The organism is Mesorhizobium sp. M0663 (assembly GCF_040320585.1).
Lineage (GTDB): Bacteria > Pseudomonadota > Alphaproteobacteria > Rhizobiales > Rhizobiaceae > Mesorhizobium.
The window spans coordinates 59,252-72,641 of record NZ_JAMYPX010000026.1; the positions used below are offsets into that span (position 1 = coordinate 59,252).

Consider the following 13,390-nt stretch of genomic DNA (forward strand, 5'->3'; position numbering starts at 1 on the left):
TTATCGCATAAAAAACTTGTTATCGCACGACTAAAAAAACTTGCAACTCCACAGCATCATTGACTTGTCGCCTATCAGCACTATACACTTGTAATCGCACAGCTCCTAAAAACTTGCAAAGGCACAGCCATGGCCAAGCCCCATGAAAAACTCGCTGTATCACTGGCCGTCCTCAAAGAGCTGCAGGAGGGTGGGCGGCGCATATTCAAATCAGATGAGCTGACCCGCGTCCACCGGGAGCGGCTGCTGCAGAACGGGTTCCTGCGCGATCTTATCAAAGGCTGGCTCATGTCGACCGGCCCGCAGGCACAGCAGCAAGACACCACCCCCTGGTACGCGAGCTTCTGGGAGTTCTGCTCCCTTTACTGCAATGACCGGTTCGGCAAGGACTGGTTCCTGTCACCGGAGCAGTCGCTGCTTCTGCACGCGGAAGCGCCCACTATTCCGCCTCAGGTGGTGGTGAACACCCCCAAAGGCACGAATAACAAAATCGACCTGCTGTTCGGCACTTCGCTCTATGACCTCAAGGTCAAGGAGATGCCGGCCGAACTGACAGAGAAAAACGGCCAGCGCGTGTTCACTGTCGAGGCCGCCCTTACCCGGGTGCCGGAAGCGTTCTTCCAGCGCGCCCCTGTCGAGATGCAGATCGCCATGGCGTCGGTGCGCGACGTATCAACCGTTCTGGCCCTGCTGCTTGATGGCGGCCATTCCGCCGTGGCGGGACGGCTTGCGGGGGCCTTCCGTCGCGTAGGACGCGACTCCTTTGCCGATGAAATCGTGGCCGCCTTCAAAGCCGCCGGCTATGACGTGCGCGAATCCGATCCGTTCGCGGGACAAATTGGACTGACAACCATTGCGGCGGGCGTACCGCCGTTGGTCGCCCGCCTGCGCGCGATCTGGCAATCGCAGCGCGAAGCCATCATCGAGATATTCCCGAAGGCACCCGGACTGCCGTCCGACAAAGACGCCTATATGAAGTTCGTCGAGGATATCTACGAAAGCGACGCCTACCATTCGCTGTCGATAGAAGGGTACAGCGTCACCCCGGAACTCATCGACCGGGTGCGCGAGGGGAGCTGGAATCCGGAGATTGATGAAGAGGACCGCAAGAACCGGGATGCGCTTGCCGCGCGTGGCTACTACCTCGCATTCCAGAAGGTCAAAGACTCTGTTGCCGCGATCATCAACGGCAAGCCAGCCGGCGCGTTGACGCGGGACACTCACCGGGAGTGGTACCGGGAGCTGTTCGCGCCGTCAGTGACCGCCGGCATCCTCAAAGCCAGCGCGCTTGCGGGATATCGCAATCACCCTGTGTACCTGCGCGGCTCGCAGCACGTGCCGCCGCGTACCGAAGCGGTGGCCGATGGTATGAATGAGCTGTTCGACCTGCTGGAGGCGGAGAAGGAGGCCTCCGTGCGTGCCGTGCTGGGGCATTGGCTTGTGGGCTATGTGCACCCCTATCCGGACGGCAACGGACGGATGGCGCGGTTCCTCATGAACGCGATGCTGGCTTCAGGCGGTTACCCCTGGACAGTCGTCAGAGTCGATGACCGGAAGGCCTACCTCGCAGGGCTGGAGGAGGCGAGCGGCAATATGAATGTGAAAACATTCGCCGCCTTTCTCGCCGAACGGGTGAAGTGGTCTATGGAGAAGGCGGCGTGAGGTCGGTGGTGTGCCATGTTTAACTTGCTTGTCTCGGGCCACGGCGAGTGGTGGGAAACGCCGCCGTTCACGTCAACCATTGACCGGTTCAAGGAATATAGCGGCGCCGAGGCCGAGGCTATCGACCTCGCGCGCCCTGAAACATTGCGCCGGCTGGAGGAAATGCCGGCGCTGTTGATGTACGAAGTCGGGGCGGGAGGCCCGCACGCGCGCGTGGTCCGGCACGGCCGCATACGCAATATCGTTCGGCGCGGACACGAACTGGCCTTCACCTTCGAGCCCGATCCGGAACATGCCTTTCTCGACCGGTCAGCCGTGTTGAGAATTGCGGACCGGCTGGGCATTCAACAGTTCGAACAGCACCGTACGCACTGGGCGATCAAGGATGGTGACATTCCGGCCGAGCTGATTGCCACCGGCACCGCTGAACGGGCGCAGCGCACCGTTGCCGTGGTTGCGGCAGAATATGTAGAAGCGCGCCGCGAGGGACGAAGGAGAGAAGCTGCCGAACTGGCCGAAGAACTGGAGGATTTTCCTCCCTCGCTGGAGAAAGCACTGTCGCTCGTGCCGGCGCGTATCCTTCAGCAGCCGACACCCGAATTATACCCGATCCTTGGGATAGAGCCCCGCACGCCCGAAGGCCGCAACGCCGTCGTGGCCGTCGTCGCAAGGGATCACAATGGGCAGGACTTGCCTGCCGACTGGTCTTATTCGCTGGCGTGGTTCCTGGACCTTTACGGCAGCGCGACGGAAGCGGGGCGCCTTGACGGCGCGCTGGCCGAATGCGCAACGCATATGATCGCGCTCGGCACTGGCGAGGGAGAAGCCGCCGCCCCGGTTGAAGATATCGGCTACGCACTCTGGCGCTGTTCGCGAAGCCCGAAACTTATCGGCGATCTGCGCCGGGAAATTGCGGTCCTGACTGATCGCCTCGTGCGCCGCCAGGAGGGTGGGGGCTACTGGAATGAAACTAGAGAAGGGGTTCCCCGGCCCGGCCTGCGCGCCACGGCCCTTGCGACAGTCGCCCTTCAGCGGCTTGGCGATGACCGCTACCACGACGCAATTCGGAAAGCCGTGTCATGGCTGATCACACAAGTTATTCCTGACACGGGCGCGCTTCCGCGCGACGCGGGCGACGACGATCCCGAGGTCATCGCCACGACACTCGCGATGGAGGCTATTCGCCGGTCTGATTTTGTCGATCACGTGCCCCACGTGCTGGCGGCTGGAGATGCCTGGCTGGTCTCCGGTCAGACCGTGCTGGGAGGCTGGCAGGCAGAGCCGTGGGCAGAGGATTTTGTCGCGGCCTTGGTGCTTGAATATCTTGCGCGCCAAAACGAGATGCTGCCGCAGGTCGATGGCTTTCTCCTGATGGCGCGCGACTTCTTCCGCAAGGCAGAAGAGCTGCAGCTGGAAGGCGGCGCCAATAATCGGCGGCTTGCTGCAATAGCGACCGTGCATGCTGTGGAAATGTTCCTTTATGGGCTGTTTGAGCGGCGGGAAGATTTGGCGCTGTCAGCCTTCCGCGAAAACGGCACTGAGACGCTCGGCCCCCGGGAAGCGCTCGGCGCTCTGCAGGCTGCGTTGCAACGGATCGGGGTGCTGCACGCGCCGCAACGGCTGTCCCACCGCGACAATCTGAGTGCGTTGGTCGGGCGGCGTGACGGGATCATCCATCGCGCTCACGAAATTAGCGAAGCGGAACTCAGAGACGGGATGAAGCATGCCCGGCGCTTTATTGAAAAGTATGCCCGGTCGCTGCTCGACTTGAATCTGTTGCAGTGAATGTACGTGATTGAGGGGGATGATGAAAAGAAGCGATATTCCAAAGGATGTTATGCCGGCTATTCCGCAAGGCCGCGGAAGAATATGGGGGCAGCGATGCCCCGGCGACATGGCCCCGGATGTGCTGATGACCGGACGTTACCAGTTCGGCAGCAACGAGCGCCGATGGCGACGACATTCTCGGCGATGCCTACGAATATCTGATGCGCCATTTCGCGACTGAGAGCGGAAAGAGCAAAGGCCAGTTCTACACCCCCGCCCAAGTCAGCCGCATGTCGGCGCGGCGATGATCGGTTGGTTCGGCACCGCCATGCTCTGCTACGTCACGCCGAAGGAGCATCTCGGCCTTCCCGATCGCAACGATGTCAAAATCGGCGTGATCACCTACAAGATAGCCGCCCATGCCGCCGACCTGGCGAAGGGTCACCCGGCGGCAAAGATCCGCGACGAAGCGCTGTCGCGGGCCAGATTCGAGTTCCGCTGGGAGGACCAGTTCAACCTGTCGCTCGATCCCGAAACAGCGCGGTCCTTCCACGATCAGACCTTGCCCAAGGAGGCGCACAAGCTGGCGCATTTCTGCTCGATGTGCGGACCGAAATTCTGCTCCATGCGCATCTCCCACGACATTCGGGCCACGGCGCAGAAGGAAGGCATGGCGGCGATGGCGGCGAAATGCCGCGCAGGCGGCGATCTTTATATGCCGCCGGTGGAAACGCCCGCGGTAGAAAAACAGGCCTCAGTGCAGGAAGATCAGGGGGCGCGCTGAGCCATGCGCCGCATTCTTGTCAAAGGCGCCGGTATGGCAGGCCTCACCGTCGCCCATGAATTGGCCGCGCGGGGTGCATCCGTCACGGTTGCTGAAATTCGCAGCCAGATCGGCGGCAATGCCTCCTGGCTCGCCGACGGCATGCTCGCCCCTTGGTGCGAACGCGAAAGCGCCGAGGAGGCGGTCGTCACTTTCGGCAACGTTGCAGCCGACTGGGGCGTCGTCTTCCTTTTCGAGACGGGCGAGGTCGGCCTTTCCGGCTTTGATCAGGTGATCGACTGCGTTCATCCGGCGTTCGGTGAGGCCGAAATCGTCGAGACGGGAGTGGGTGTGCGCCCTGCCTATCCCCACAATCTGCCGCGGGTGAAGCGCTGGAAGGACGGCACGATCACGATTAACGGCCTTTGCCGGCATGGTTTCCTGCTTTCACCGGCCATGGCCGAGCAGGCTGCCAGCGTTCTCTTCAATTCATCTGCCGACAAGGAGCCTGAAAATGAGCTGATCGTCAACGCTGAAGCGCTTGAAGCCAAGGCAACGACGCTCGACGCTCTTTTGAAGGAGCTTGACTATGAGGGCGGCTGGCTCGCCACAGCGCTCAACGCAAGCGATCCGCGCTTGACCTGGTCTCGGTCCGTGCCGCCACCGCGTCACCAGCCTTTTCGACTTTCTCCGCCAGAGCAATATCACAGAGCGATGAAAGCGACGCGAGCCAAGTCACTGCTTCACGCTACTACCTTCGCCTTCCCTCACTGATCCCCGAAAAGGTATCCCGAGGTTCACCCAGCGCGATTTGTCCTCGTTCTGACAAGTCCGCTTTCAGCCTATCGAGCGCAACACGGGCCGCAGGCAGTGCCGTCTCCGAACCGTCTCCGAACAGACAGTGCAGCGGCCGCCATGCATTTGGCTCTGCGAGATGAAAGTCACCTTCCGTCGCGCTTGGGACTCCGATAACAAGGTTCTCGGGCGAACCGAGGCGCGGGGATAAAAGCACCGGCGCCCACAATGCCCGGATGTGATGAGCTCGGCGAGGAAAGTCACTACGGTCGTGTCCCATAAGGTGGTGTAGCTCGGCGGTTACGAAGCTGCTCGCGAGCGCGCCGTTAGTAGCGCTGTAGCGAGTGAGCGGCGTGTCGGTGGTCATCGGCGCTTTCCGGTAGGGTTTGGTTGTTGACGCCAACCCCATTTCGGAAGGACCACCGATGACCGACGACATGATGAACCTGCTCACGCTCGTGGAGAAGACCCCGGATGTCGCGAAGAGGAGACCCATCCGGAAGATATCCTCGCTTTGATATCTAAGTCGAGATCAGGTTTCTCTCAGTCGAGCCCGAAATACTTCCGCAGGGAACGGTGCGTCATCTCGCGGACCGCATAGCGGCCGACGGCGCGATTGCCGTCCCAATGCCAGTCATCGTTCCAGCCGAGCATGAACGCCCGCTTGTTCTTGGTCACCGTCCGAGTCCGGATCGTTGTCCTTGACTGAAAATGGGAGATGTTGTCGATGCCCGCGTCGTTTAGGAGCGAAGCGTCGAGCACAGGACCGTGCTCTGCGATCACACGCAGGCCCAGCTTGGTCTTCTCTTGGGCCGCCTCCATCCAAAAGCGGATTTGTTGTTCGTCTAGTTCTACAACATCGGTCATGTCGATGCCTTCATAGTCTGAGACAGCCGCGGCTGGATTGTCGACGATCAGCGAATCTAGCCCGTTGAGATTCAAACGGGCTAAAATTTCGGCGCGCGCTGAGACGCTCAGCTTGGCGAAGTCGGCTAGGTCTAGTAAGATTTGCATGTTGTACCTTGTGGCTAGTTTGGATTCGCCTTTGGTCGGGCAAAATAGAATCTAGCTACGGCAAGATCCGCTGTCAACAGCTTTGTGCCGAGGCATGATGGATTTTTGGTATGGCAACTTTGGAGCCTTGTCCGGCTTCCGGACAGGGCTTTGGAATTTCTGACATTCAAGATCCGTTTGCAAGCGACAGGGCTGTCACGCAGTGAGATCCGGTTCTCGGACTCCTCCATGGCCCAAAGAGGGCAACATCCAACCGGCGGGCGATTCATGCTGATGTAGTAAGGCATTAAAAACTTTAATCGAGCACATTATCCTCTGGTCGGGCGCCGGGGTCAGGAAAGTCGATGCTCGCCGAGCGGCTGCCGTCGATCCTGCCGTCGCTGGCGCCCAGGGAATTGCTCGAAGTCGCGATGATCGCCTCCGTGGCCGGCGAGCTCGGTCGAAGGCAAGCTGACCGACCGGGGGGACGGTTGCGTGCTTTGGTTATCCAGTCGACGTCGTAACCGTGAGTTTTGAATACATTAGGGGAAGATGGCGAAGCTGCCGGATTTCGCCTGTAAATGACCGCTGGTGGGCAAAACTCCGACTACGACTAGGTACATTTCGCCGGAAACCGACAGCGTGACGATAAACGGTCTAGTCCCGCCGTTTTCGAAAACTCCGGAAAAGGTCGTGTAAGCGCGCTGGCAGAGTACAGGAACCATGAATCCAAGATACCCCCTCGCCCCGCTGATTTCCATGAAGGAGAACTGCCAAGCCCAGCAGAAAGCCGGCAGCCGGTCCGCTGTCCCTGTTCGCGCTGCTGCTGCTGCAAGCAAAGATTAAGATTCTTAAAACAGCGAACCAAAAACCTTCCTTCCCCGACTTGGTGGTCCCGCTGAAAGCAAAAGGCAACATCAGGTGGGCTCTCGGCCCAGCTAGCTAAATCCGGAGTCGCGGCTGTCGAGAACTGAACCCATCCGTATCGCCATTCAGTATATTCGTCTTTGAACTTTACAAAGGAATATTCGCCTGTCTCAGCAAGTATTCCCTGAATATATCTGACATCTGCTTTGCCGAAGGCGGCATGGTCCCCGGGGGAAAAAAATAGCTCCAGGGAACCGGTACTCGTCAAACCAGCCGTCTGTCGAAATGCTTCGCCACTCATTAGCCCGGCAGCACTTCCCACTGTGGCGCCCTGCACCTGCGCGGCTTCCTTGGTGAGGCTTTGCCAACTAATCCCAGGCCGGAACAGGGACATATATAAAATATGAGCGGGATAAACATAGTTCGCCTCACTCGACGAAAGCCGTTTCATAAAGCCCCTCGCGGCGGCTAGAGCTGTAGGGCCTACTGGACCGACACCTTTCGCCCTGTTGAAGTCCCCATTTATAGCAATAAGCGCCCGCGCATAGTCTAACAACGCAACATCCACTCTTAAGCTGGCGGGCAGGCATCGAGTCGCAGCCACACCATCGGCGTATGCGGTGTCAATCTCAAGATCATCCGCCCTCGACGTCTTTTTTGCGTAAAATTTATCCGCCACACGGTTGTAATAAAACTGGAGAGCGCCATACCTAAAGTACTTGAGCCTCTCGACGCTTTCCGCGTCGCATGATTGTGAGAATAATTGGCCCCCTTCAATTTGTTGAAATCCGAGAGCAAATCGATCAACAGGAAATCTCTGGGTGAGGCGCCTTGCTTGATAGCGCAGCGTAGGGTCGGGGGAATTCAAAAAAGAAATCAGCAACCGATAATCGGAGTCATCAAATAGTCTAATCAATTGGCTAAGATCTCTGATCCTGTATCCTGGTGTCAACTCGCGCTGCTCGCTATTAATTAGCTCCACTAAAATGTCCAGGACCGCCGCGCGGGCTCGATCCGTGAGATGTGTGTCCCTTAGACTTTTCCTCAACTCCGTGCTGTAATGCGTTCCGTCCTCGCTCAATCCCTTTTTTGCTTCAGCGGCGTTCCTTTCGTCGCTCCCGATCAAATCATTCAGCAGAGATTGATAGTCCTCTTCGGCTGCATATGCGGATCCAATCCAAAATCCGTGAACCAGAGCGAATGATTCAGTTCCTGGGGAAGAAAGGCTTCCCAGTTTCTCCGTCTCTAGAGGAGGAGGAATGGGAAACTCCGACGGTTGACCAACGAGAGGCTCAACGAGAGGCGCCAATTGCTTCAGCCTCGTAAGGCTCAACATGACGCCGTCGGATTCGATTTTGTTCTCGACCGATTGGCTAGGCGAGCCCGGATGGGTTGAAGATCTTAGGCAATTTGATACGGCGTAGCGGGCTGCTTCGGCATCTCCGACGTACTCAGGGTTAAATTTGACGATTATCTTTGGGCTTGCTTTCCATTTCTCGAGAAATGAGGTTTCCTTGAGCTCCTCTTCTTTTGAAGCAATTTCATTGTGCTGGTATTCTACAACATCTATCCGACATTCCCTCGATTTCTCGAAGCGCAGCAATAGAGTAGAGTCCCGCCGGCCGAGCGGAGTTTCATCAAACCTGATGACTAGGATATCATTTCGCCGTTTCTGCACCCAAAAATCCGCTGGAAGCTCTGTCGCTACCAAGCTTTTAGGAATATCCTGAATCTCAAGTTGAAGACCCACCTGTGCCCCACCGCGACAGAAGGAATCATAGGTAAAAAAGGAAATTAGGAACACTGTAACTAAGCCGGCTATACCGCCAACTGCGGCGTAGCCAAATTGCCCAATTGGGAGCGTGCCTTTCGCCCCAATTTCTCCGCCTATGAATGCGCCCGCCATAGCTGTACCCAAGGCGAAGAACGCAGTGAGTGGGTAGAATGCGTTACAGACAATCTGCGGCCCTCCATCTGCAGCCCTAACAGCAATGTAGAAGAAGCCTAGGAGAACAAGACCACCGAAAACTGCTCCTACAACGAGGCGCCAAGGCGGTCCTGCTGGCAAAGGTCCTCGTTCAATTGCGTCAAGAGCGGGATCAGTAGACTGGTCGTGGTCCGGATTTGTCATTTCAGCCCCCTTGCCAAAACGTATTTCCGCTCACGAACGCCGGCGGAAATACGCTTGGCGGCCTAAGGTATATTAGCATCCCGTTATTTTATTGTCGATACGAGAACTGTCCTTCGCATCTTTGACATAGTGGGCGATGACTCTCGCCTGTCCGTTCCTGCTGCCGCGTCGTGAGAATGCCGGCAACCAGCCCCTTGGTTCCGAGGGCAGGATTGAGAAAGATTCTCGCTGCGTCTGAGCAGGCGGCGAAACAGCGATTCGACGGGGGACGAAAGACGTAGCATAGAGATGCTTGTTCAGCGCATTGACGATATGGGCTTCTATCATGGCGCGATCCCCCGATCGTTCTCGGAGGGATAGTCGCAGTCGCGCTAATATACGTCACCTGTCCGATCGGACAGTTGACGCGCTCAGGGATGGATCAAACGTCGCCGCACCGCCTCAACGACAGCTTGCGTTGTGGTGCCGACGCCAAACGCTTCCCGAGCCCTTGTGGCGTGCCATTTGACGGTGCGCTCGGCGAGGCCAAGTATCTGGGATGTTTCCGAAGAAGTCTTGCCGGCTGCGGCCCACAAAAGCACCTCCCTTTCCCGATCGGTCAGAAGACCTTCGTCGCCTTCATCGTCGTTCGACAAAGCCTGGATCGACATGCCCGCGTATACCGCCATGGTCACCAGTTGCACCTGATGGCGCGGCGACAGGGTGCAGGACTTCGCGGAAGACGCAAACGAGAGCACGGATTGCCAGTGATGAACGCTGAGCATCGGCACGGCGAAGCCGCTCGAGATGCCAAACTCCGTCGCCTCGCCGGCAACGCGACGTGAGCCCTCCGTATCTGACCACTTTGCCGGGACTTCGGCCCAAAGAAATGGCTTCAGCGTTTTTGCTGAATAAATGCAGACGCCGTCGACAGACGCATGCTCGGCTTCGATATAGCGTTCGAACCAGCCGGCCGGCCAGCCATTCAGATCCACCATCGGCGCAAGTTTCTGCCCGCCAAGGGGGACGCCGCTCAGGATGAGATGTTCGAAGCCGAGCTTTCGCACGGTCTCAAGCAAATCGGCCAGCAGCGGCCCCGTTGCCGTGTGTTTCCTGCAGCGTTCGATAAAGTCGAACACGTCTGAATCGAGCATGCCAGAGACTCCCGCCTCTATGCCACGATGGAAGTGTAACCTAATTTAGAAGCGCCGAATATACTATTATGACGTGCACCGTTTTGTCAGCATCAAAGAGAATTGAACTGCGTCCATTGATGAAATTGTTCAAATTGTCGTGGCTGCCGTGGGGAGCGAATAGCTTGGATGGCTCGCAGGATCGACACGTCCCACTCACCGCATGTCTCCGCCACCAGCGTTTGCGGCCAGACCTCACAGTTTCGGAGGATCGCGTCCTGCAGCATCTCCTTGTCCAATGACAGGTCGGCGACCAGCTTCCTCAGCTTGCCGTTCTCGTCCTCAACTGCTTCAGCCGCTTCATCTCCGTCGGCAGCAGTCCGTCGTATTTCTTTTTCCAGTTAATGTACGTCGCCTAGCTGATTCCCGCCCGCCGACAGATCTCGGCAACAGGAATCCCGTCCGCTCCCTGCTTCAGAATAAACGCCTTCTGCGCGTCCGAAAACTTCGATGCCTTCATCGTTTTCCGCTCCTCCCAGCCAAGGGACATTACCGCAGAAAACTCCACTTTCGAACGGTCCAGTTTTCAGGAGTCACAGCAGACGAAGAAAAGCAACTGATATGCTGATACAAGGATCTATCTTTTTGGCAGCAGCAATCTACTCGTGATCTGCGGCCTTCGCGCGCGCCTCTGTTCTGTCGAGGGTGTCCGGCACAAGCCGTTCTGAGAACCCGGCAAGGAATGACCAGACAAGAAGTTTCGCGAGATCGGCAGTTGGGCCTAGAATTGTTAGTCCGCTTGGATCCATTATTTTGCTATGTGTGGAAGAAGGAGAAACTCCACTCTCAGATGCTTGCCATACAACATGCTCTCCAACGGAGATGTTTCCCAAATCTGGAAAGGCGGCACCGCCGATAATGCCACTTCGTAGGAGAAAATAGAAGATGAATGCGCCAATCATGCCGTACAGGAGACGCACGTATAGCATCCGTGGCTGATATTCAGTCATGACGTCCTCAAACCCAAATGTCTGGATATTCATCTGGAACCTCATAACTCTACTAAAGTATGCACCGAGGATTCCAAACGCGGAAACCATGCCAAGACCGAAAATCGGGCTAGAGGAGAATAGCCTGTGTCCTTTCGCGATATCGCCTAGCGCCATGGGGTTACCGTCGGATTGCAACGAGAAGATTAGGAAATAGAGAAGCAATGGCAATACCGATATAGCCATTACGCACAGCCCGAAAAAGAAAAGGCGCGATGCCGTCTCGCCTCGAAGCCTTCTGTTAAATCGATGGTTGATAAACCATCTCTGGAGATCGTCAAGAAGCGCGATATAAGCTGCTCGCTTACGTTGCAATGCAGTATCGTTTTCATCTGACCCATCGAATATCCTTGCATTATTCTCGTGTTGAGCCAGAGTTGCTAACTTACGCGATCTCGCCAACTGAATCAGAATCAAGAATTCCGTCGTTAGTTGCGGCTCAGCAAGCACCAAACCAATCGTCTGTTCGGCGGCGTTCAGCTTGTACCATTCCTCCGCACCCGACTTCCAAACCAGAGGGTCGGGAAAAAGTTCGTCTATTGCGACCTGTGCTGCGGGATCTGCCACGTTGGATCGCGTGGCCTTCCAGATCGTCTGAAGCGATAGCCATTCGTGGGCGAGAATTTCGTTCTTCTCCTCTGGAGCGCTGCCCAAAAGCTTGTGTTTGATGCCACGTAAGGACTGAAAGTTAATAGACATTCGACCACCCCTTGCCTTGAACAAACCGGGTAATATCTCGTTGCCCGCACCTCGGCGACTGCCTCTGCCTGGCTAGTTCCGCCAGCGATCCGGCATAAGCCGTTCGCCCGTCGCAGCATCGGCAAATCAAATTCCCAGTGAGGCAATTCCGTCCTTCGCCGATAACGGTCATGCCGACCGCTAAATCGAGATATCAAAGTAGAGGCCAGTGCTGGCGATGCCTGGAATTGGCCGCGCCGGCGTTTCGTCGATACGCACCACACCGACTTTTGCCATGGCTTTGAGCGCCTCTAACAAGGCCGGGAGCGGCATGTTGCCCCAATTTTTGTCCAGGGCCATCTGATGGTTGACCGGAACTGCCGCTACAAGCAGGTTCTTCATTAGGTCGAGGCCTTTGTCGCGCAGAGTGGCGTTGTGGCTGCCGTGATGGCCGACCTTATAAAAGATTGTGCGCGCCAGCAGATCCGGGCCTGTAACCCGTTTCCCGTCCACGTTCCATGAGAGGTCCTGCCACGACAGCCAATTGCCCACTTGGGCGTCCGCGACGAACAGAAGCACTTCCCGATCGGCAACGAACTCGATGGCCAGCACCAAGCTTGTGTTGTTCGTGGCGCTGTCGAGCGCCAGCGCCAGTTCCGAAGCGCCGTCTAGCCAGGCTGTGTCGACCATGCGCCACGCCGGTGCGTCCTCGCCCCGCCCCCAATAGCGCCGACGAAAGAAGTCCATGCCCCTGGCACTGGCAAACGGGATGGGGCGCAGGCCGTCGAAAGGCGAATTGCGGTCCTCGGCGGAGAGGGCGCTCGCCACGTCAGCGGCCGGCAGATGCGCAGAAACGCCATAGGTCTCGGGGTTTCTGGTCGACGGCAGGGTGCGACGGATCTGCTTGGCATCGGTGGGTGGGCCAAGGATGTAGAACCGAACGTCAGGATCGGAAAGATGAACTGGATCGTCAGCTGGGCGGCAATAGCGCACATCGGCCTTCGCCATAGCTATTTTCAGGGCATCCTCGGTCGAATGGCCTCCCGCAGCCCCAAAAAAGCCCACCAACGCATCGATCTCGGCCGCTTGGTCGGCGTCTCCTGCCATGGTCATGGCCGATCCGGCCAGTCTGAGGGCGCTGATGGCCCTCTTGCGCTCATCCCGGAGCTCGTTGGCGAGGCGGTCATTGGGATCTTCTGTCCATGCCACCCAGACCTTATCGACGTTCAGTTTGGCAAAAGAGTCTTCTGCCTGGATAAAGCCGGACAGATGGTCCCAGTGCTGGTGTGTCGCCACTAGCAGATCAATGTGGGAATCGGTCTCCTCAAGCACATTGTCCATCACTTGCGTCATGATCTCGCCAGCCTTTTTGGTGCCGAGTATCACCCCGCAATCAATGAGAATCCGGTAGGGGTCGCCATGCTGCCTCGCCAGCGTCACGAGGAAGCAGTCTCCGAGACCCTGCCGATACATGCGAATTTTGCCCCGCGCAGCCGTCGGCGATCCGGCCGCATCGGCCCCCTTGGGCGGGGCGGCACTGAGCTCTGTGGTCGATTTCCGTGCCATGTCGCGC

Annotated in this window: 9 protein-coding genes and 3 pseudogenes; 6 read left to right on the forward strand and 6 right to left on the reverse strand. The window is 57.6% G+C overall.

Going from position 1 to position 13,390, the window contains the following annotated elements; genetic code table 11:
- The first annotated feature begins 129 nt into the window (after nt 1–129).
- From NKI54_RS29180 to NKI54_RS36565, 5 genes and pseudogenes are all read left to right on the forward strand, one after another.
- Nucleotides 130–1,662, forward strand: a complete 1,533-nt coding sequence (locus NKI54_RS29180; protein WP_352693099.1) for a Fic family protein — start codon at nt 130–132, stop codon at nt 1,660–1,662.
- Between the two features lie 15 nt (nt 1,663–1,677).
- A complete protein-coding gene (locus NKI54_RS29185; protein ID WP_352693101.1) occupies nt 1,678–3,447 on the forward strand; it encodes a prenyltransferase/squalene oxidase repeat-containing protein in 1,770 nt (589 codons plus the stop codon).
- Nucleotides 3,448–3,650: 203 nt separating this feature from the next.
- Nucleotides 3,651–3,737, forward strand: a complete 87-nt coding sequence (locus NKI54_RS29190; protein ID WP_352549373.1) for an N-6 DNA methylase — start codon at nt 3,651–3,653, stop codon at nt 3,735–3,737.
- A pseudogene (locus tag NKI54_RS29195) lies at nt 3,722–4,213 on the forward strand (phosphomethylpyrimidine synthase ThiC); the annotation flags it as partial. The gene NKI54_RS29190 and the pseudogene NKI54_RS29195, both read left to right, overlap by 16 nt.
- 3 nt (nt 4,214–4,216) lie before the next feature.
- The gene (locus tag NKI54_RS36565; protein WP_502898266.1) at nt 4,217–4,966 is read left to right on the forward strand and encodes an FAD-dependent oxidoreductase; all 750 of its coding nucleotides are present in this window, start codon (nt 4,217–4,219) and stop codon (nt 4,964–4,966) included.
- A 564-nt stretch (nt 4,967–5,530) separates the two neighbouring features.
- On the opposite strand, the gene NKI54_RS29205 is transcribed toward NKI54_RS36565, so the two are convergent.
- The gene (locus NKI54_RS29205; RefSeq protein WP_352693103.1) at nt 5,531–5,929 is read right to left on the reverse strand and encodes a hypothetical protein; all 399 of its coding nucleotides are present in this window, start codon (nt 5,927–5,929) and stop codon (nt 5,531–5,533) included.
- Nucleotides 5,930–6,327: 398 nt separating this feature from the next.
- Here NKI54_RS29205 and NKI54_RS29210 point away from each other — a divergent pair.
- Nucleotides 6,328–6,459: pseudogene (locus NKI54_RS29210) on the forward strand (ATP-binding protein); the annotation flags it as partial.
- A gap of 134 nt (nt 6,460–6,593) precedes the next feature.
- On the opposite strand, the gene NKI54_RS29215 reads toward NKI54_RS29210, so the two are convergent.
- From NKI54_RS29215 to NKI54_RS29235, 5 genes and pseudogenes are all read right to left on the reverse strand, one after another.
- Complete coding sequence (locus NKI54_RS29215; RefSeq protein WP_352693105.1) at nt 6,594–8,753, reverse strand: hypothetical protein; 2,160 nt, start codon at nt 8,751–8,753, stop codon at nt 6,594–6,596.
- 635 nt (nt 8,754–9,388) lie between these two features.
- Nucleotides 9,389–10,111, reverse strand: a complete 723-nt coding sequence (locus NKI54_RS29220) for a LuxR family transcriptional regulator (protein ID WP_352693107.1) — start codon at nt 10,109–10,111, stop codon at nt 9,389–9,391.
- A gap of 131 nt (nt 10,112–10,242) precedes the next feature.
- A pseudogene (locus NKI54_RS29225) lies at nt 10,243–10,610 on the reverse strand (transposase); the annotation flags it as partial.
- A 139-nt stretch (nt 10,611–10,749) separates the two neighbouring features.
- Complete coding sequence (locus NKI54_RS29230) at nt 10,750–11,838, reverse strand: hypothetical protein (protein ID WP_352693109.1); 1,089 nt, start codon at nt 11,836–11,838, stop codon at nt 10,750–10,752.
- Nucleotides 11,839–12,018: 180 nt separating this feature from the next.
- Entirely contained in the window at nt 12,019–13,383 is a 1,365-nt protein-coding gene (locus tag NKI54_RS29235; RefSeq protein ID WP_352693111.1) for a hypothetical protein, read from the reverse strand.
- Between the last annotated feature and the right edge of the window lie 7 nt (nt 13,384–13,390).

Excerpts from the sequence above, each read along its gene's own strand:
- NKI54_RS29180 (WP_352693099.1), top strand. The coding sequence starts at position 130 with ATGGCCAAGCCCCATGAAAAACTCGCTGTATCACTGGCCGTCCTCAAA.
- NKI54_RS29185 (WP_352693101.1), top strand. The coding sequence starts at position 1,678 with ATGTTTAACTTGCTTGTCTCGGGCCACGGCGAGTGGTGGGAAACGCCG.
- NKI54_RS29190 (WP_352549373.1), top strand. The coding sequence starts at position 3,651 with ATGCGCCATTTCGCGACTGAGAGCGGAAAGAGCAAAGGCCAGTTCTAC.
- NKI54_RS36565 (WP_502898266.1), top strand. The coding sequence starts at position 4,217 with ATGCGCCGCATTCTTGTCAAAGGCGCCGGTATGGCAGGCCTCACCGTC.
- NKI54_RS29215 (WP_352693105.1), bottom strand. The coding sequence starts at position 8,753 with ATGGCGGGCGCATTCATAGGCGGAGAAATTGGGGCGAAAGGCACGCTC.
- NKI54_RS29220 (WP_352693107.1), bottom strand. The coding sequence starts at position 10,111 with ATGCTCGATTCAGACGTGTTCGACTTTATCGAACGCTGCAGGAAACAC.
- NKI54_RS29230 (WP_352693109.1), bottom strand. The coding sequence starts at position 11,838 with ATGTCTATTAACTTTCAGTCCTTACGTGGCATCAAACACAAGCTTTTG.
- NKI54_RS29235 (WP_352693111.1), bottom strand. The coding sequence starts at position 13,383 with ATGGCACGGAAATCGACCACAGAGCTCAGTGCCGCCCCGCCCAAGGGG.